Source organism: uncultured Modestobacter sp. (assembly GCF_947486615.1).
GTDB lineage: Bacteria > Actinomycetota > Actinomycetes > Mycobacteriales > Geodermatophilaceae > Modestobacter.
Genome location: NZ_CANKUD010000014.1, coordinates 58,359 through 76,327 on the forward strand (window position 1 = coordinate 58,359; position 17,969 = coordinate 76,327).

At 73.8% G+C, this 17,969-nt stretch carries 17 protein-coding genes and 1 tRNA gene; 5 read left to right on the plus strand and 13 right to left on the minus strand.

All coding sequences use genetic code 11. The features are described 5' to 3' along the window. Nucleotides 1–97: 97 nt before the first annotated feature. A complete protein-coding gene (locus Q1A09_RS20350) occupies nucleotides 98–850 on the plus strand; it encodes a rhomboid family intramembrane serine protease (protein ID WP_299959389.1) in 753 nt (250 codons plus the stop codon). 4 nt (nucleotides 851–854) lie between these two features. On the opposite strand, the gene Q1A09_RS20355 is transcribed toward Q1A09_RS20350, so the two are convergent. Continuing rightward, nucleotides 855–1,256 carry a PH domain-containing protein gene (locus tag Q1A09_RS20355; RefSeq protein ID WP_299959391.1) on the minus strand — a complete coding sequence of 134 codons (402 nt, stop codon included), beginning with the start codon at nucleotides 1,254–1,256 and terminating at the stop codon, nucleotides 855–857. Between the two features lie 129 nt (nucleotides 1,257–1,385). Between Q1A09_RS20355 and Q1A09_RS20360 the strand changes: the two genes are divergently transcribed. Next, nucleotides 1,386–2,546, plus strand: coding sequence for a thiolase family protein (locus Q1A09_RS20360; protein WP_299959394.1), 1,161 nt, complete (start codon nucleotides 1,386–1,388; stop codon nucleotides 2,544–2,546). 961 nt (nucleotides 2,547–3,507) lie between these two features. On the opposite strand, the gene crgA is transcribed toward Q1A09_RS20360, so the two are convergent. After that, a complete protein-coding gene (gene crgA, locus Q1A09_RS20365) occupies nucleotides 3,508–3,780 on the minus strand; it encodes a cell division protein CrgA (RefSeq protein ID WP_299959397.1) in 273 nt (90 codons plus the stop codon). Between the two features lie 161 nt (nucleotides 3,781–3,941). Here crgA and Q1A09_RS20370 point away from each other — a divergent pair, with 161 nt between their 5' ends. Continuing rightward, a complete protein-coding gene (locus tag Q1A09_RS20370; RefSeq protein ID WP_299959400.1) occupies nucleotides 3,942–4,691 on the plus strand; it encodes a DUF881 domain-containing protein in 750 nt (249 codons plus the stop codon). Nucleotides 4,692–4,762: 71 nt separating this feature from the next. Beyond that, nucleotides 4,763–5,434 carry an aminodeoxychorismate/anthranilate synthase component II gene (locus Q1A09_RS20375; protein ID WP_299959403.1) on the plus strand — a complete coding sequence of 224 codons (672 nt, stop codon included), beginning with the start codon at nucleotides 4,763–4,765 and terminating at the stop codon, nucleotides 5,432–5,434. A gap of 117 nt (nucleotides 5,435–5,551) precedes the next feature. Here the strand turns inward: Q1A09_RS20375 and pknB are convergent, their stop codons facing one another. The 7 genes from pknB to Q1A09_RS20410 form a co-directional block, all read right to left on the minus strand. Further along, nucleotides 5,552–7,315, minus strand: a complete 1,764-nt coding sequence (gene pknB, locus Q1A09_RS20380) for a Stk1 family PASTA domain-containing Ser/Thr kinase (protein ID WP_299959406.1) — start codon at nucleotides 7,313–7,315, stop codon at nucleotides 5,552–5,554. Between the two features lie 136 nt (nucleotides 7,316–7,451). Then, the gene (locus Q1A09_RS20385; protein WP_299959410.1) at nucleotides 7,452–9,176 is read right to left on the minus strand and encodes a protein kinase domain-containing protein; all 1,725 of its coding nucleotides are present in this window, start codon (nucleotides 9,174–9,176) and stop codon (nucleotides 7,452–7,454) included. Next, nucleotides 9,176–10,615, minus strand: coding sequence for a penicillin-binding protein 2 (locus Q1A09_RS20390; RefSeq protein ID WP_299959413.1), 1,440 nt, complete (start codon nucleotides 10,613–10,615; stop codon nucleotides 9,176–9,178). Before Q1A09_RS20390 ends, Q1A09_RS20385 begins: the two co-directional genes overlap by 1 nt. Beyond that, complete coding sequence (locus tag Q1A09_RS20395) at nucleotides 10,612–12,030, minus strand: FtsW/RodA/SpoVE family cell cycle protein (RefSeq protein ID WP_299959416.1); 1,419 nt, start codon at nucleotides 12,028–12,030, stop codon at nucleotides 10,612–10,614. Before Q1A09_RS20395 ends, Q1A09_RS20390 begins: the two co-directional genes overlap by 4 nt. Nucleotides 12,031–12,046: 16 nt before the next feature. Next, nucleotides 12,047–13,462 carry a PP2C family serine/threonine-protein phosphatase gene (locus tag Q1A09_RS20400; RefSeq protein ID WP_299959419.1) on the minus strand — a complete coding sequence of 472 codons (1,416 nt, stop codon included), beginning with the start codon at nucleotides 13,460–13,462 and terminating at the stop codon, nucleotides 12,047–12,049. After that, complete coding sequence (locus Q1A09_RS20405; protein WP_299959422.1) at nucleotides 13,459–13,920, minus strand: FHA domain-containing protein; 462 nt, start codon at nucleotides 13,918–13,920, stop codon at nucleotides 13,459–13,461. The genes Q1A09_RS20400 and Q1A09_RS20405 overlap by 4 nt, the downstream gene beginning before the upstream one ends. A gap of 43 nt (nucleotides 13,921–13,963) precedes the next feature. Then, nucleotides 13,964–14,758, minus strand: a complete 795-nt coding sequence (locus Q1A09_RS20410) for a DUF3662 and FHA domain-containing protein (RefSeq protein WP_299959425.1) — start codon at nucleotides 14,756–14,758, stop codon at nucleotides 13,964–13,966. 234 nt (nucleotides 14,759–14,992) lie between these two features. Here Q1A09_RS20410 and Q1A09_RS20415 point away from each other — a divergent pair. After that, nucleotides 14,993–15,075, plus strand: a tRNA-Leu gene (locus Q1A09_RS20415). A 46-nt stretch (nucleotides 15,076–15,121) separates the two neighbouring features. Here Q1A09_RS20415 and Q1A09_RS20420 read toward each other — a convergent pair. The 4 genes from Q1A09_RS20420 to Q1A09_RS20435 all read right to left on the minus strand — a co-directional run bounded on the left by Q1A09_RS20420 (nucleotide 15,122) and on the right by Q1A09_RS20435 (nucleotide 17,941). Then, nucleotides 15,122–16,171 carry a hypothetical protein gene (locus Q1A09_RS20420; RefSeq protein WP_299959427.1) on the minus strand — a complete coding sequence of 350 codons (1,050 nt, stop codon included), beginning with the start codon at nucleotides 16,169–16,171 and terminating at the stop codon, nucleotides 15,122–15,124. Next, the gene (locus Q1A09_RS20425) at nucleotides 16,168–16,824 is read right to left on the minus strand and encodes an RNA polymerase sigma factor (protein WP_299959430.1); all 657 of its coding nucleotides are present in this window, start codon (nucleotides 16,822–16,824) and stop codon (nucleotides 16,168–16,170) included. Before Q1A09_RS20425 ends, Q1A09_RS20420 begins: the two co-directional genes overlap by 4 nt. Nucleotides 16,825–16,946: 122 nt before the next feature. Then, entirely contained in the window at nucleotides 16,947–17,324 is a 378-nt protein-coding gene (locus Q1A09_RS20430; RefSeq protein ID WP_299959433.1) for a nuclear transport factor 2 family protein, read from the minus strand. 83 nt (nucleotides 17,325–17,407) lie between these two features. Continuing rightward, on the minus strand, nucleotides 17,408–17,941 hold the full coding sequence (locus Q1A09_RS20435; RefSeq protein WP_299959436.1) for a DUF1707 domain-containing protein: 534 nt from the start codon (nucleotides 17,939–17,941) through the stop codon (nucleotides 17,408–17,410). Between the last annotated feature and the right edge of the window lie 28 nt (nucleotides 17,942–17,969).

Consider the following 17,969-nt stretch of genomic DNA (forward strand, 5'->3'; position numbering starts at 1 on the left):
TCCGCAGCCGGCGCCCCCCGCCACCTGCTACCGGCACCCCGACCGGCCCACCGGGGTGCGCTGCACCCGCTGCGGCCGGCCGATCTGCCCGGAGTGCATGAACCCGGCCGCGGTGGGCTTCCAGTGCCCGGACGACGTCCGGGCCGGCAACGCCACCGTGCGGCAGCCGCGCCGTACCACCGGCGTCCGGCTGGCCGGCCGGCGCTGGGGCGTCGTCACGCTGACCCTGATCGCGCTCAACGTGGTGATCGGGCTGGCCACGGCCGTGTCGGCGGTGACCGTCGACGTCGACCCGCTGCGCAGCTTCGACTCCCCGCTGCAGGACGAGTTCGTCCTCGCCCCCTTCCTGGTCGACCTGGGCGAGTGGTGGCGGGTGCCCACGAGCGCCTTCACCCACGTGAGCCCGGTCCACCTGCTGCTCAACATGTTCGCCCTGCTGCTCTTCGGCTCCGAGCTCGAGCGGCAGCTGGGGAAGGCCCGGTACCTGACCATCTACCTGGTGTCCGCGCTCGGCGGGGCGGCCGCGCTGCAGCTGTTCGGCAGCTACTTCGGCGGGGTCGTCGGCGCCTCCGCGGCGATCTACGGGCTGATGGGCGCCTTCGGCGTCGTCCTGGTCAAGCAGAAGCAGGACCTCCGCGGGCTGCTGACCCTGCTGGCCATCAACCTGGTGATCAGCTTCCTGCCCGGGGTGTCGCTGCTCGGGCACCTGGGCGGCCTGGTCGCCGGTGCCCTCACCGCCACGGTGCTCGTGTTCGCCGGCCGTCGTCGGCCGCTCGCCGTCGCCGGGGTCGCCGTGCTGGTCCTGGTCCTGCTGGTGCTGGTCTTCGGCCGGCTGCGTGGGGTCGCCTGACCGGTCAGGACGCCGCGCCGGCGGCCTGGAGGGCCTCGGCGACGTCGGCCGGGTCGACGCCGAGGTCGCGGCGGGCGAGCACCAGCAGGACGGCGTCGTCGGTGCGGTCCTCCAGCTCCAGGGTCCGGTTCTGCACGCCCCACCGCCGCTGGGTGCGCACCCGGGCCCGGACGGCCGGCCAGCCGATGGTCACCGTGCCGGTGAGCCGGCGGACGGTGACGCCCTCGGCGTCGGTGCGGAGCCGTGGGCGCAGCAGTGCGTCCCGGGCCGCCAGCGCGAGCAGCAGGACGGCGGCAGCACCGACCAGCACCCGGCCCACCGGGTCGACCACCAGGGCGGCCAGGGCGAGCCCCAGCCCCGCCAGGGCGACCGCCACGGTCTCGCCCGGCTGAGGAGACCACTGCACCGGGTCAGCTTGTCAGCAGCGCCTGGTAGAGCTCCGCCCGAGGCATAGCATCGCGAGCAGGACGTCCCAGACGTCCGAGGGCCTGGTCCGTGCGGCCGGCCCGCTCGCTGCTCGACGAGGAGGAGTGCCATGCGGGACGCCGTCATCTGTGCCGCGGTCCGGACGCCGGTGGGCCGGCGCGGGGGTGGGCTGTCGGGCGTGCACGCCGCCGACCTGTCCGCGACGGTGCTGACCGCCCTCGCCGACCGGACCGGGCTCGACCCGGCGGTCGTCGACGACGTGATCTGGGGCTGCGTCAGCCAGGTCGGTGAGCAGACCAGCAACATCGGCCGGGTGGCCGTGCTCGCGGCCGGGTGGCCGGAGTCGGTGCCCGGCACCACGGTCGACCGGCAGTGCGGCTCGTCGCAGCAGGCGGTCGCCTTCGCCGCGGCCGCGGTGGTCAGCGGTCAGGCCGACGTCGTGGTGGCCGGGGGCGTCGAGTCGATGAGCCGGGTGCCGATGGGCTCCTCGGCCGGGGACGGCTCGGCCGGGCGGCCGCTGGGGCCGGCGTTCCTGGCCCGGTACGGCGGCGTCGTCCCGAACCAGGGGGTGGGCGCGGAGCTGATCGCCGACCGGTGGGGGCTCTCCCGCGCCGAGCTCGACGAGTTCGCGCTGCGCTCGCACGAGCGCGCCGGCAAGGCGCAGGCCGACGGTGCCTTCGACGACCAGATCGTGCCGGTGACCACGGCTGAGGGGGTGCAGGTCAGCCGGGACGAGGGCATCCGCAGCGGCGGCACGCTGGCCTCCCTCGGCGCGCTGAAGACGCCGTTCCGGCCCGACGGGGTGATCAGCGCCGGCAACGCCAGCCAGATCTCCGACGGGTCGGCGGCGCTGCTGGTCACCACCTCCGAGCGGGCCCGGGAGCTCGGCCTGACCCCGATCGTCCGGGTGCACACGACCGTGGTGGCCGGCGACGACCCGGTGGTCATGCTGACCGCCCCGATCCCGGCCACCCGCAAGCTGCTCGCCCGCGCGGGGGTACCGCTGGCCGACATCGGGGTGTTCGAGGTGAACGAGGCGTTCGCGCCCGTGCCGCTGGCCTGGCAGCGCGAGATCGGCGCTGACCCGGCGGTGGTCAACCCGCTGGGTGGGGCGATCGCCCTCGGCCACCCGCTCGGTGCCTCGGGGGCCCGGATCATGACCACCCTCGTGCACCACATGCAGGCGACCGGCACCCGCTTCGGGCTGCAGACGATGTGCGAAGGCGGCGGTCTGGCGAACGCCACCCTGCTGGAGCTCCTCGCCGACTGAGTCCCGGGTCCTCCCCTCCCTCGTCCACAGCCACCGTCGCGACGAGGGGGCGGTGGCGTTCCCCGGCGAGCGGATGCGGTGGACGACGCGCTCCGGTGTCGACAACTCACCCGGACACGCCCGGGACCGGCCCGTCACGCTGTCGGTTTGCGCATCGGAGAACCGGGTAGTAAGGGCCAGCGATGCGGCTTCGGAGCCCTGGTTTTCCCACAGGTGTGTACACAGCTGGGGACGGACTTCCACCGGTGTAGTTACCCATCTGCCGTTTCCGTCCCAGTGGTCACATCTCCGACATCTGCCCAGGTCAGCGCGGTGAGTGAGGAACGGGGAAGTCCACACATCGTGGACAACCCGGTGGACGACGGATCCGGCCACCTGTGGACGGCGCGGGGCGCTGTGCACAGACGATCTTCCCGTCAGCCGTGGACAGGCCGCTGACCTGCGGGTTGACGGTTTGTCGACTCTGCGAGCCGTTCACTGCCCGGGGTGTGCAGGTCACCGAGCGTCTCCAACGCCCGCTGGGTGCCCTGGCCTGTCCACCGGGGTGGCCGCGCGGTCGCGGGCAGGGCGGCGGCCGCTGTCCACAGCAGCCGCCGCCGTACCGCCGACCGTGCCGCCCATCGGTCGTCGCGCTGGACCCGACGTCCAGGGCCACGCACAGGCATCCTGGTCGAGGTGGGTGACGAGCCGCCCGGGGCATCGTCCTGCGGGCAGGACCGGCCCCCCGGGGCACGACGGATCGGCCGCCGCCGCCACGCGGGCGCTCCGGGGGAGCACGGCGCTCAGCAGTGCGTGCCCTGGGTGCCCGGCCCCGGCACGGCACCCGACGGCGACCGGGCGGGAGGGGCCTCCAGGTGCAGCGCGTGCCGAGCGAGCCCCGGGCGCGGCCGTCGGAGGGCAGCCCCGGGAACGACGAAGGCCCCCGTCCCGGAGGACGAGGGCCTGTCGTGAGCGCGGTGGGTCAGCGCCAGCGCATCGACATGACCAGACCGGCGACCATGGCACCGAACCCGATCGCGAAGTTCCAGGCGCCGAGCGAGGTCATCAGCGGGATGCGGTCCCCGGCGACGTAGTAGACGACGATCCACAGCAGCCCGACGAGCATGAGGGCCACCATCACCGGGGCGTACCACCGGGGGCTGGGCTCGGCGGCGCGGGCGCGCGCCGCACTCGAGGGCAGCACGCCCTCGGGCGGGGTGTACACCGACTTCTTGCGCACCTTCGACTTCGGCACCGTGGAACTCCCTCCCGGGCCGGTGGACTGTCGCCCCCGGCGTGAACTGACACCAGCCTAAGCTGCGAGGGGAGCCGGTCCGCCCCGTGTGCGGGCCGCGCCGCCCCCCGACCCCGCCGTCCACCCGCTGGGGACCACCGCGTCCCGGCCAGGAGGTGCCCGTGCGCCGCTCCCTGACGCTCCGCCGCCCCACCCTCTGGACGGCGCTCGTCCCCGTCGTCGCGCTGGTGGCCGGGATGATCTTCGCGACCTCCAGCCAGACGGCGCAGGGCACCGATCTGCGGGCCGGGGAGAGCTCCCAGCTGTCCGGCCTGGTGGAGCAGCGCGACGCCGCGGTGGCCCGGCAGCAGGCCGAGCTGGCCGCGCTGCAGCAGCGGGTGCAGGAGCTCACGGACCTCGCGGCCTCGCGCAACGGCGACGTCGCGGCGGTGCAGGCCGAGGGTGCGACCGGCCTGGCGTCGGCCGGACTGACCGAGCTGACCGGTCCCGGGCTGTCGGTGGTGCTGGACGACGTGAAGCGCCAGGCCGGCGCGAACCAGCCCGGCGGGGTCGACCCGGACAACCTGGTGATCCACCAGTCCGACGTCCAGGGCGTGGTGAACGCGCTCTGGGCCGCCGGGGCGGAGGGCGTCGCCATCATGGGCAAGCGGATGGTCGCCACCAGCGCGGTCATCTGCGTCGGACCCACGCTGTTGCTGCAGGGGCGCACGTACTCCCCGCCCTACGTGGTGACCGCCGTCGGCGAGGCCGACGAGATGCGGGCAGCGCTGGCCTCCTCGCCCCAGGTGCAGTTGCTCAAGGAGCAGGCCGACGCCTACGGACTCACCTACCGCCTGGAGGACCAGGAGCAGCTGACCCTGCCGCCCTACGACGGGTCGCTGGACATGCAGCACGCGGTCGCCGTCGGCTGAGCCGCTGCTGGAGGGGCCTGCGGACCGGGCCGGCCGTGACGCGGGACCTCCCCGGCGTGTACACCTGGCGTGTGCAGAACGAGAGTGAGCCGGCCGTCCGGCCGGTGCTGGTCGTCGACAACTTCGACAGCTTCGTCTACAACCTGGTCCAGTACCTGGGCCAGCTGGGCGTCCCCAGCGTGGTGCGGCGCAACGACGCCGTCACCATCGCCGAGCTCGCCGACCTGGACGTCGCCGGCGTCCTGCTCTCGCCCGGACCGGGGACCCCCGTCGACGCCGGTGTCACGGTGCCGATGGTGCGCGCGGCTGCGGAAGCCGGCCTGCCGGTGCTGGGCGTGTGCCTGGGCCACCAGGCGATCGCCGAGGCCTTCGGCGGCGTGGTGGGGCGTGCTCCTGAGCTGCTGCACGGCAAGACCAGCCAGGTCGTGCACGACGGCGTGGGTGTGCTGGCCGGGCTGGCCTCGCCGTTCACCGCCACCCGCTACCACTCGCTGGCCGTGGAGTCCGACAGCGTGCCGGCCGAGCTCGAGGTCACCGGCCGCACGCCCTCGGGCATCGTGATGGCCCTCCGGCACCGGGAGCTGCCGATCGAGGGCGTCCAGTTCCACCCCGAGTCGGTGCTCACCGAGGGCGGCCACCAGCTGCTGGCCAACTGGCTGACCTCCTGCGGCCTCGCGCCGGACGCCCAGCGGGTCGAGGCGGCCGCGGCCACGGCCCGCCGGCTCACCATGGCCGTCAGCTGAACCATGGCCGTCAGCTGAACCCGGGACGTCCGCCGGGCCGCTGAGCGCCCCGTGGACGCGACGAGGGCCCCTCCCCGGAGTTCTCCGGGGAGGGGCCTTCGTCGTGAGTGGCCCCGGTCAGGTCGTGGGCGATGCCGTGGGGGAGGGCGTCGGGCTGGTGGACGGCGGGGTGACCGGCTCGGAGGTCGGCGGCGTCTCCACCGGGACGGCGACCGCGACCAGGAGCGTGATCTCGTCCCCGGCTGCCACCGAGGAGCGTGCACCGGGCTGGGTGCCGGCGACCAGGCCCGGGGCGACCTCGTCGGTCTCGGAGTTGATCTCCTCGATGTCGCTGTCGTCGATGCCGAGGGCGACGAGGGCGGCCCGGGCATCGGCGGGGGTGCGGCCGACCAGGTCGGCCGGGATGGAGACGGTGCCGGTGGAGACCTGCAGCGTGAAGGAGGCATCCGGCGCGGCGTCGGCACCCTCGCCCGGGTCGATGGCGATGACCTGACCCTCGGGCAGCAGCGAGTCGGCCTGGCGGCTGTTGAAGGGCCCGGTGAAGCCGGCGCTGAGCAGGTTGCTGGTGGCGCGGTCCTCGGTGAGCCCGACGACCTGCGGGACGGTCAGGGTGTCCGGCCCGGCGCTGACGACCAGCGCGATCTGCGATCCCTCGTCCACCTCGGTGCCCGCTGTGGGGTCGGTGCTGATCACCAGGCCCTCGGCGATCTCCGGGTCGGCCTGCGTGGTGACCCCGCTGACCTCCAGGCCCTCTGCCGTCAACCGGGTACGTGCGTCGGCCTCGGTCGCGGTGGTGACGTCCGGGACGGTCACCTGGGCGATGACCGGGACCTCCTCGCCGTCGTCGGTGACCGCGATGCCGATGCCGACGGCCGCGGCGATCAGGACCAGCGCGGCGGCGACGATCGCGATCACCCGGTTGCGCTTGCGCGTGCGGTCCGCGCCCTCGTCGGTCCACTCGTCACCGGGGTAACCACCCGGGGTGGCCCCGATGATGGTGGTCTTCTCGGCGTCGCTCATCACCGGCGTGGCCTCGACCCGCTGGCCGGCGACCGCGCGGAGCAGGTCGGCCCGCATGTCCGCCGCCGACTGGTAGCGGTTGGCCGGGTTCTTGCTCATCGCCTTGAGCAGGATCGCGTCCAGCTCCGGCGGGATGGCCGGGTTGATCGAGGACGGCGTCTTCGGGTCCTCGCGCACGTGCTGGTAGGCCACGGCCACCGGGGAGTCACCGGTGAACGGCGGGGTGCCGGTGACCAGCTCGTAGAGCAGGCAGCCGGCCGAGTAGACGTCGGACCGGGCGTCGACGCCCTCACCGCGGGCCTGCTCGGGGGAGAGGTACTGGGCGGTGCCGATCACCGCCGCGGTGGAGGTCATCGTGGCGGCCGAGTCGGAGACGGCCCGGGCGATGCCGAAGTCCATCACCTTGACGGTGCCCTGCGGGGTGATCATCACGTTCCCGGGCTTCACGTCCCGGTGCACGATCCCGTTGCGGTGGCTGAAGTCCAGGGCCGCGCAGATGTCGGCGGTCAGCGACATGGCCCGCTCGGGGGAGAGCCGGCCCTCGCTGCGCAGCACGTCGCGCAGCGTCTCGCCCTCGACGTACTCCATGACGATGTAGGGCGTTGCGCCCGCGGGGGTGCGGTCCTCGCCGGTGTCGTAGACGGCGACGATCGCCGGGTGGTTCAGCGACGCCGCGGCCTGCGCCTCACGGCGGAACCGGACCTGGGAGGAGGGATCACGGGCGAGGTCCTGACGCAGCACCTTGACGGCGACCTCGCGCCCCAGCCGGAGGTCCCGGCCGCGGTGCACCTCCGCCATGCCGCCGCGGCCGAGCACCCCGCCGATCTCGTAGCGCTCGCCGAGCACTGAGGGGGTGGTCATCGGGGGTCCTCTCGGGGAACGCGGTGCGACGGTCGCAGCTCCGGTGCGGCGGGACCGGGGAGCGGCACGCCGTCGGCGAGCCTAATCGCCGGAACGCCGCCGAACGGCGCGACGCGGGGGGCACGGGACACGTGTGTCACGGGAGTTCGACGACCTCGTCACTGAGTGCGTCCCCGACAGCTGCACTGGTGGGTGCCTCGGACGTCGGCTCCTCCGAGGGTGGACTGGAGGAGCTCGAGGACGAGCTGCTGGACGAGCTGGACGAGCTCGACGAACTCGACGAGGAGCTGCTGGACGACGAGCTGGACGAGGAGCTGCTGGACGACGAGGTGCTCCCCCGGGTGGGCTGCGCCGCGCTGGTCTGCTGGCCGCCGCTGGTCGGGGCCGCACTGGTGCCGGGTGCCTCGTCCTCGACGGCGCCGTCCTGTGGTGTGTAGGGGGCGCCGGTGACGTAGAGGACGACGTCGTCGCCCGGGGCGAGCGTGCCCTGCGCCGGGTCGGCGGTGACCACGACGGACTCGTCGAGCTGCCGGCCGGCGGCGGCGAGCTGCGCGGTGCTGGCCGCCTCCTGCTCGACGTCCAGCTCGAGGCCCTCCAGCGTCTGCTGCACGGTGTCCGCGTCGTCGCCGACGTAGGCGGCGACGTCCCAGTCGATCCCGCCGGTGGCGTTGGTGCTCGCCGCCGGCCCGGACGACGGCGCGGTGCCGGTGGTGGACGGCGAGGCGGTGTTCGTGCTGTCGCGGTCGCCGCCGGAGTTGATGACGACCCAGCCCACGACGAGCAGCGCCAGCAGGGCGACCCCGGCACCGGCCCACAGCAGCCGGGTGCGGCGCTGCCGGGCCGGATCGGGCCGGTCGTCGTCCCAGCTGCCGGCGTCGTCGTCGCCGATCGGGCTGCCGTGCAGCGGCGGCATGGTGCGCGGCGCGGTCCTGGGACCGGCGACCGTGCCGGGGCCGGTAGCCGGGATCATCGTGGTGGCGGTGCCGTCGTCGGCGAACACCTGGGTCATCGCCGTGGGCGGGGGCACCACGCCACCGGCGGCGACCTGCCGCACCGCGTCGGCGAAGGCGCCACCGTCGGGGAAGCGGGCGGCCGGGTCCTTGGCCAGCGCCCGCTCGATGAGGGCCCGCACCTCACGGGGGACGTCGGCCGGCATCGGTGGGGGCGGCCGGTTGATCTGGGCCAGCGCGATCGCCACCTGCGACTCGCCGTCGAAGGGCCGCACGCCGGCGACGCACTCGTAGCCGAGCACGCCGAGGGAGTACACGTCCGAGGCGGCGCTGACCACGTGGCCCTGCGCCTGCTCGGGGGAGAGGTACTGGGCGGTGCCGACGACCATGCCGGTGCGGGTCAGCGGGGCGGCGTCCCGGGCGTAGGCGATGCCGAAGTCGGTCAGCTTGACCACGCCGTCCGGGCGGACGAGCAGGTTCCCGGGCTTGATGTCCCGGTGCACCATGCCGGCGGCGTGCGCCGCGGACAGCCCGTCGCCGGCCTGGCCGAGCACGTCCAGCGCCTGCTCGGAGGTGAGCCGGCCGCGTTCGGCGAGGATCGTGACCAGCGGCTTGCCCTCGACGAACTCCATGATCAGGTAGGCCAGCCGCTGGCCCTCCTGCGTCGTCTCGCCGTAGTCGTAGACCGAGGCGATGTTGGGGTGGGAGAGCGCCGCGGTGTGCCGGGCCTCGTTCCGGAAGCGGATGAGGAAGCTGGTGTCGCTGGTGTACTCGCTCTTGAGCACCTTGACCGCCACCGTGCGGCCCAGCGTCCGGTCCCGGGCCTGCCACACCTCGCCCATGCCACCGGTGGCGATGGGCGCGGTGATCTCGTAACGGCCGGCCAGCAGGCTGCCCACGCGGACGGCCATCAGCCCTCGCCCCCCAGGTACGCCTCGATGACGGACCGGGCGATCGGGGCGGAGGTGTCGCCGCCGGTGCCGCCACCGTTCTTGACGAACACCGCGACGGCGATCTGCGGGTCCTCGGCGGGGGCGAAGCCGATGAACCAGTTGTGGTCGGCGCCGGCGTTCTCCGCCGTCCCGGTCTTCCCGGCGACCTGCACGCCGCTGATCTGGGCGCGGCGGCCGCTGCCGTTCTCGACCACGCTGGTCATCATCTCGGTGAGCTGCTGGGCGACGTCCTCGGAGACGGGCTCGGTCATCACCTCGGGATCGGTCTGGTCGATCACCGTGAGGTCGGGGGCCTGGATGGAGTCCACCAGGAACGGCGTCATCAGCGTGCCGTCGTTGGCGACTGCGGCCGCGATCATCGCGGCCTGCATCGGGGTGACGGCGACGTTGTACTGCCCGATGGAGGTCTGCCCGAGCTGGGCGTCGCCGTCGACGTCGCCGATGGTGCTGCCGGCGACCTGCAGCGGCATCGTGAAGCCCTCGTCGTCCATGCCGAACGCCTCGGCCATCGACCGGACGGCGTCCTCGCCCAGGTCGATGCCCAGCTGGGCGAACGCGGTGTTGCAGGAGATGGTCAGCGCGTCGATCAGCGGCTGCTCCCCGGTGGGGCTGCACGCGGACCCACCGAAGTTCTCCAGCGGCTCGTCGGTGCCGGGGAGCGTGTAGTCCGTCGGCGCCGGGATGACCGTCTCCGGGGTGTAGTCGCCGCTGGCCAGCGCGGCGGCGGAGACGATCACCTTGAAGATCGAGCCGGCCGGGTACCGCTCGGTGATCGCCTGGTTGACCGTCGGCTCGATGCCCTGCGCGTCGAGCTGCTCGGAGTAGGCGCGCATCGCGTCCGGGTCGTGGCTGGACAGCTGGTTCGGGTCGAAGGTCGGCGTGCTGGCCAGCGCCAGGACGGCACCGGTGGACGGGTCGAGCGCGACGACCGCCCCGGTGACGCCGGCCAACCCCTCCATCGCCGCCTGCTGGGCCGCCGGGTCCAAGGTCAGCTCGACGTTGCCGCCGGAGAGGTCGCGGCCGGTGAAGATGTCGGCCAGCCGCCGGCCGAAGAGCCGGTCGTCGGTGCCGCGCAGCACGTCGTTCTCGGCCCGCTCGATCCCGGTGTTGCCGAACAGCACCGAGTAGTACCCGGTGACCGGGGCGTAGAGCGGGCCGTCGGCGTAGCGGCGCAGGTAGGTGAGGGAGTTGTCGGTCTCCTCGGAGTAGGCGATCTCGTTGCCGTCGACCACGATCGCGCCGCGCTGCTGGTCGTACTCCTCGGTGAGCACCCGGGTGTTGCGCGGGTTGTCCCGCAGCCCGTCGGCGCGGACGAACTGGATGACGTTCACGTTCACGATCAGCAGGGTGAACAGCACCAGCACGCTGATGGCGACCTTGCGCAGGGGCGCGTTCACGGCCGCACCACCTCGGTCGGGGCGTCGGTCAGCTTCGCCGGTGTCGGGGCGGCGGCCGCGGCCGGGCGCCGGGCGGCGTCGCTGATCCGCACCAGCAGGGCGACCAGGCCGAAGTTGGCGACCAGCGAGGAGCCTCCGTAGGCGACGAACGGGGTGGTGAGGCCGGTCAGCGGCAGCAGGCCGGTGACGCCGCCGAGGACGACGAAGACCTGCCAGGCCACGGCGAAGGCCAGCCCCGCGGCCAGCAGCTTGCCGAACCCGTCCCGGACCACCAGGGAGGTGCGCAGCCCGCGCTCCACCAGCACCAGGTAGATGACGATCATGGCGACCAGACCGAAGAGGCCCAGTTCCTCACCGATCGCGGCGGCGATGAAGTCGCTCTTGGCCACCGGCACCTGGTCCGGCCGGCCGCCGCCGAGCCCGGCGCCGAACAGGCCACCGGTGCCGAGGCTGAACAGCGACTGGACGATCTGGTAGCCGCCCTCGTCGGCGTAGGCGAAGGGGTCCAGCCAGGTGTCCACCCGGACCCGCACGTGGCCGAAGGCCTGGTAGGCGAGGAACGCCCCGCCGGCGAACAGCAACAGGCCGATGACCAGCCAGCTCGCGCGCTCGGTGGCGATGTAGATCATCACCACGAAGATGCCGAAGAGCAGCAGTGAGCTGCCCAGGTCCCGCTCGAACACCAGCACCAGGATCGAGGCGACCCAGGCCAGCAGCACCGGCCCGAGGTCGCGGCCACGCGGGAGCTCCAGCCCGGCCACCTTGCGGCTGGCCAGGGCCAGCACGTCGCGCTTGTCCACCAGGTAGGCGGCGAAGAAGACGATCAGGCAGATCTTGGCGAACTCACCGGGCTGGATGGAGAAGCCGGCGACCCGGATCCACAGCTTGGCGCCGTAGACCTCCGAGATCGAGGCGGGCAGCACCGCGGGGATGGCCAGCAGCACCAGGCCGATCAGGGCCAGGGTGTAGGCGAACCGGGCCAGCACCCGGTGGTCCCGGACGACGAGCAGCACTGCGACGAACAGCACCAGCCCGACCGTGGCCCACAGCAGCTGGACGGGTGCGTCCTCACCGGTGGCGCTGGCCCCGATCGTGTTCCCGGAGAGGTCCAGCCGGTGGATCATCACCAGGCCCAGGCCGGACAGCACGGCGATGCAGGGCAGCAGCAGCGGGTCGGCGTAGGGCGCCAGCTTGCGGACGACGAGGTGCGCGACCAGCCACAGGGCGGCGAACCAGGTGCCGAAGGTGGCCAGCTCCGTGGTCAGCGACCCGGTCACGGTGAGGTCGACGATGGACTGCGCGACCAGGGTGACGACCACCGCGAACCCGAGCAGCAGCAGCTCGGTGCCCCGCCGGGTGGGCGGGGGTGCGTTGCCGGCGGTCGCGGCGCGCGGGTCGGTCCCGGGGCCGGTCACCGGCTCCGTCCAGCCACTAGTCGGCCGCCCGGCAGTCCACCCCCGGCTCACCGGAGCGGGACCCAGCGGTGCCCGTCGCGGCGGCGGTGGTGGTCGCGGTCTCGGTGGGCGCCGCCGTGGTCACGGCGGCGCCGGGGTCGGCGGCCGACGTGGCGGCGGGGACGCCGGCGGGCGAGCTGGTCGCCGTGGTGCTCGGGCTGGCGGTCGAGCTCGTGGCGGTGCGGCACAGCGGCAGCCGCTGGTCGCGCAGGTTGTCCAGGATCCGGTCCGCGTCGTCCCGGTCGCTGGCGGCGATGCCGTCGGTGACCCGGCTGCGGGCTGCCTGGGTCAGGTCGGTGGTGGCCATCCCGGTCGACTCCTCGAGCCGGTAGAGCTCCAGGCCGACCAGCGAGGCGTTCAGGCCGCGGAACACCCCGACCTCGTCGCCGGCGTCGGTCTCGGACACCCCGACGAACCAGTGGTCCATCACGAACAGGTAGCCGCCGACGGTGGCCGCGCCCAGCACCACGACCGCGGCCAGTGCCACCAGTGCCGTGCGCAGCGGGCGCCGGCGCCGGGACGGGGGTGAGCTGGTGGTCTGTGCGGACGCCGCGGAGGAGCCCTGCGGATCGGCGAGCGCAGCCCGTCCGGCAGCGGAGCGGCGGTCGACCTCGCGCTGCCCGATGTGGTCGCCGGCGGCTCCGTCGACCACCGGGTCGAGCAGGACGCCGCGGCCGTCGTCCTCGACGACGTCGGCGACGATGCAGGTGATGTTGTCCGGCCCGCCGCTGCGCAGCGCCAGCTCGATCAGCCGGTCGGCGGTGGCCTGCGGGTCGGGGTCGCGCATCGCCTGGGACAGCGTCTCGTGGCTGACCACCCCGGACAGCCCGTCGGAGCAGAGCATGTAGCGGTCGCCGGCGCGGGCCTCGCGCATCGACAGGTCCGGCTCGACGTCCTGGCCGTTGAGGGCGCGCAGCAGCAGCGAGCGCTGCGGGTGGCTGTTCGCCTCCTCCTCGGTGATCCGGCCGTCGTCGATCAGCGTCTGCACGAACGTGTCGTCGTGGGTTATCTGGTGCAGCTCTCCGTCGCGCAGCAGGTAGGCCCGGGAGTCACCGACGTGGCACAGCCCCAGCCGCCCACCGGCGAACAGGACGGCGGTGAGCGTGGTGCCCATCCCCTCCAGCTGGGGGGACTCCCGGATCACCTCGCGCAGGTGCTCGCTGCCGTCGAAGACCGCCTGGCGCATCGACTGCAGCAGGTCGCCGGAGGGGGCGTCGTCGTCCAGGTGCTCCAGCGCGGCGATGACCACCTTGCTGGCGACGTCGCCGGCTGCGTGCCCGCCCATGCCGTCGGCCACGGCCAGCAGCCGGGGCCCGGCGTACACCGAGTCCTGGTTGGTGCCGCGGATGAGCCCGCGGTCGGAGCGGGCCGCGTAGCGGAGGACCAGGCTCATGAACGGAGCTCCAGGACGGTCTGTCCGATGCGGATCGGCTGGCCGGTGCCGACCAGCAGCGGCCCCTGCACCCGCTGCTGGTCGAGGTAGGTGCCGTTGGTGGAGCCGAGGTCCTCGACGTACCACTGGCCGCCACGGTTGGTGAGCCGCGCGTGCCGGGAGGAGGCGAAGTCGTCGGTGAGCACCAGGGTCGAGTCGTCGGCGCGGCCGACCAGGATCGCCTGCTCACCGAGGGTGATCCGGGTGCCCGACAGCGGCCCGGCGGTGACCACCAGGTGCCGGGGGCCGCGGGTGCCGCGTTTGCGCCCGACCGCGGCGCGCGGGGGCACGGAGGCGACCCGCCCCGGCCGGCCACCGAAGAGGTCGGCCCGGACGACCCGGAACGCGGCGAAGATGAACAGCCAGAGCAGGGCCAGGAAGCCGAAGCGGAACGCCTGCAGCACGATCTCCGAGGTCACGGCGTCACCTCCGCGGTCGTCAAGCGCGAGCTCGACGGCACGCTCACGCGCCGTCCTGGCGGTAGACCAGCACCGAGTGGCCGATCCGCAGCACGTCGCCGTCGGCGAGCTCCTGGCGCCCGACCCGGCGGCCGTTGACCAGCGTGCCGTTGGTGGAGCCGAGGTCCTCGACGGTGACCGTGCTGCCGGAGAGCTGGACGTCGGCGTGCTTGCGGCTCACGCCGGTGTCCGGGAGTCGGACGTCGGCCTCGGTGCCCCGGCCGAGCACGTTGCTGCCCTGCTCGAGCACGTGCTTCGTGCCCGGCCCGTCGACGACCAGCACGTGGCTGACCCGCTGGCCGGCCCGGCCGACCGCGAGCGGCTCCTGCGCGCCGGTGTCGGTGGCGCCCATCCGCAGCGGGGGCAGCGGGGGGAGGCCCGGCGGCGGCACCGGTGGTGCGCCGAGGTCCGGTCGGTGCGGCGTGCCGCTGTCGCCGACGTGCGAGGAGACCTCGAACACGCCGGTGCGCAGCTCGTCGTCGCGCTCCAGCCGGACCTCGATGTCACCGAAGGTCTGGTAGCCCTCGCCCTCGACGTGCTCGGCGACCATGTCGGCCAGTTCGCCGGCCAGCTGCTCGGACCACTCGGCGAGGTTGTCGTAGTCGGTGGGGCCCAGGGTCACCACGTAGACGTTCGGTGCGAGGACCCGTCCGCCGCCGAGGACGGAGCGCTGCTCGTCGGCCTCGCGCTGCAGGGCGTGAGCGATCTCGGCGGGGTGCACCTTGCCCTTGAAGACGCGGGCGAACGCCAGCCCGACCATGCCCTCGAGGCGACGCTCGAAGCGCTGCAGCACACCCACAGTCGCTCCCTCGCCTTCGGCTGACCTCCCACTGCACCTGAGCGCTGATCGTAACCGGGGGAGGGTCGTCGGACCGGTCGGCGAGCGCAGGACGCCCCGGACGATCTCGTCCGTGCCGCGTCGCCGCACCTGTCTACCAGCGTGGGCGGGAGAACGCCGGGAGGGTGCGTGCGGCGCGCGCCCGGGGGTGGTCCTGGGGTGGTCCCGGGTGGCTGCTACTGTTCTCCCTCGCCAGGGCAAGTGGCGGAATGGCAGACGCGCACGGTTCAGGTCCGTGTGTCCGAGAGGACGTGGGGGTTCAACTCCCCCCTTGCCCACGCGCACGTCGGCCCCCTCCCGATCGGGAGGGGGCCATCGTCGTGCTCAGGGGCGGTGCGTCACCTGCTCGGCGAACTCGAGCACCTGATCCTGGGTGAACGCGTCGGGCACCTGCAGGACGAACGTGGTCCCGTCGGTGAACTGGGCCTGCAGGTACCAGCCGCGCTGGTCGAGGTACCCGGTGTCGACCAGCACCAGCTGGGCCGGCCGGCCGTGCACGGTCACGTCCAGCTGCGGACCGATCGGGCCCATGATGCTGCTGCGCACCTGATCGGCCGGGATCACGTCCTCCGGCAGCGGGATGTGCACGGTGACCTCCTGCTGCTCGTAGGCGTCGTTGACCAGCGTCAGCACCCGGCCCGCCTTGAAGGCCCGCACCGACCAGCCGGCCGGGGCCAGCCCGACGTCGAGCGTGGCCGGCTGTGGCCGGTCGACCAGCGACCCGGCGATCTGCAGCAGCCGGTCGCGGCCGGCGTAGCGGCCGTACGCGTCGATCGTCACCCACTGGTCGTCGGACCGCTGCCAGGTCAGCCAGGTGTACGAGCGCCGGCTGCAGTCCTCGCCCGGGGCGTCACCGACGCACCAGTCCCGGGAGTACCGCACCAGCTCGGCGTCCGTGCCGTCGACGGTGACCTCCTCGGTGGCGGACACGTCGTTCTCCGCAGCGTCGTCCGGTCGCTGGTCCGGCTCGTCGTCGCCGACGTACACCGTGAAGCCGTCCTGGCCGGCGGGGTCGTCGTACGCGGCGATCGTGGCGCCGTCGCTGCCCCCGCCGAACGCCGGTCGCAGTCCGTCGGGCACCGGGTCGAAGGACAAGGGGAAGGTCGGCATGGTGAAGTCGACGAGCGTGACGCTGCTGGCCGGTGTGCCCGGGCCGTCGGGCGCGGCGATGACGACAGCCGCCGTCCAGGCCGCCGCGACGGCGAGGCCCGCGGCACCCAGCCGCAGCGTCGTCCGACGGCTGGGGCGCCGGCGGCGGGCCGGTGCCGGGCCGGCGACCTCCGCCAGCAGGGCGGCACGGGCGGCCGAACGTGCGGCGGGGGAGAGGGCCGGGGCCTCGGGCCCGGCCTCGCGGAGTGCGGTGAGCTCGTTCATCGGGTCTCCTCCGAGACGTCGAGCGGGGAGGCGTCCCCGAGGGCGGTGCGGGTCTGGCGGCGGGCCCGGTGCAACCGGGAGCGGACCGTGCCGACCGGGACGTCGAGCACGGTGGCGATCTCCTCGTAGGAGAGGTCGCCCCAGGCGAGCAGCAGCAGTGCGTCCCGGTCCCTGGGCTTCAGCGCGGCCAGCGCGACGGCCAGCGGACCACGCAACGCCTGGGCGTCGAGCCGGTCGGCTGCGTCGGCGGGGTCCGCGCCGTGCTCCTCGGGCTGCCCGGCCGCCTTGGCCAGCACCCGGTAGCGGCGCCGCTCGGCACGCTGGTGCCCGTGCACGACGTGGGTGGCGATGCCCAGCAACCAGGGCCGGACCTCCACGTGCTCAGGGCGGTAGGCCGCGCGCCGGCGGAAGGCGATCAGGAACGTCTCGCTGAGCAGGTCGTCGGCGAGGTCGCCCACCCGGCGGCCGAGGTAGCGGTGGACGGTGCTGGCGTGCCGGTCGAACAGGGCGGTGAACTGACCCGGGTCGGTGACCGAGCGGGTGATCAGCTCGGTGTCGGTCGGCAGGGCCGAGGGCAACGCCTGCAGGCGCACCGGGTCCGGGGTGGGGTCCGGCGGCCGGCGCGCGGCGGAGTGCACGCGGAGGCCGGACACAGGTGGTGATGTTCCGGCAGCGGAGGGTGGGCTCGTCACACCCCTCCATGGCCGGGTGTGGCGATCCGGTTCACGGCGGTCCCGACCTGCCGGGCGGGACCGCCGCGGACCGGCACGTCAGGTCAGGCGGTACCGCTGTGGCCCTGCAGGAAGGCAGCCGAGTCGTAGTACGTGCGGACGCCGGACAGCTGCTCCTCGTCGCCCTCGATGACGGTCACCCCCCGGTAGGTGAACGGCTTCCCGTCGCGCAACGTGCCGGTCGACGTCCACTCCAGCGCCGCGCTGGACTCGCCGACCACGGTGTGGGTGAAGGTGGTCTCGATCTCGCCGAAGACGGCGCGGTAGTCCGACCAGAACGTCTGCGCGCCCTCCCGGCCCTGTGTCTCGTGGTGCTCGTCGAGCTTGACCAGCTGGGTGTCGTCCCCGGCGAGCTCGACGAGCGGGCCGGTGTCGCGGTCGGCGTCCAGGCGGTGCAACGCGTCGGTGAAACGGTCGGTCATGGTGTGCACGTGGGTCCTCCGGGGTCCTCGGCTCGGACCTCTCCGCTACCCCGCCGGGGCCGGCTGACCCGCACGCGCCCGGTTCAGTCCCGGTGGCCGGGGAGGGAGCGGTGCCGGCCGTCGTCCGTGGACCCCAGCCCGCCGTTGACCGTCTGGAACGCCAGCACGACCCCCCACGGGCCGATCACCCACATCGGCCAGAAGTGGAGGAGCTCCCCGGACCCCCAGGAGCTCAGTGCCCAGATGGAGAGCACGATCAGCGCGGTGGCCACCCAGCTGCCCCAGGCGGCACGCACGGTGGAGCCGCCGGCCCAGGCCTGCGCTCCGCCGAACGGCCCCCAGTGCCCGACCCACGGGAACGTCCCGCCGGTGGGCGCGGACGCCGGGCCGTCGGTGCCGGCCCGCCCCGTGGTCGGGGCGACCAGGTCGGAACTCGTGGCCTCGGGGAGGTCCGCGGTGAGCGGGGTCAGGTCGCCGTAGGTCTTGGCGGTCCACGCGAGGGCGAGCCGCTCGTCGTACTCCTCGACGGTCAGCCGCCCGGCGGACATGTGTCGGCCCAGGATCTCGGCGACCGCGGCCCGGTCGGCGTCGGCGGCGCGCAGGTGGGGCTCGGGCATCGGGGTCTCCTCGGGGATCTGGCGGCCC

Coding starts and splice junctions, on each gene's coding strand:
- Q1A09_RS20350 (WP_299959389.1), top strand. CDS start 98: ATGAACCCGGCCGCGGTGGGCTTCCAGTGCCCGGACGACGTCCGGGCC.
- Q1A09_RS20360 (WP_299959394.1), top strand. CDS start 1,386: ATGCGGGACGCCGTCATCTGTGCCGCGGTCCGGACGCCGGTGGGCCGG.
- pknB (WP_299959406.1), bottom strand. CDS start 7,315: ATGACCACCCCCTCAGTGCTCGGCGAGCGCTACGAGATCGGCGGGGTG.
- Q1A09_RS20385 (WP_299959410.1), bottom strand. CDS start 9,176: ATGGCCGTCCGCGTGGGCAGCCTGCTGGCCGGCCGTTACGAGATCACC.
- Q1A09_RS20400 (WP_299959419.1), bottom strand. CDS start 13,462: ATGAGCCTGGTCCTCCGCTACGCGGCCCGCTCCGACCGCGGGCTCATC.
- Q1A09_RS20420 (WP_299959427.1), bottom strand. CDS start 16,171: ATGAACGAGCTCACCGCACTCCGCGAGGCCGGGCCCGAGGCCCCGGCC.
- Q1A09_RS20430 (WP_299959433.1), bottom strand. CDS start 17,324: ATGACCGACCGTTTCACCGACGCGTTGCACCGCCTGGACGCCGACCGC.
- Q1A09_RS20435 (WP_299959436.1), bottom strand. CDS start 17,941: ATGCCCGAGCCCCACCTGCGCGCCGCCGACGCCGACCGGGCCGCGGTC.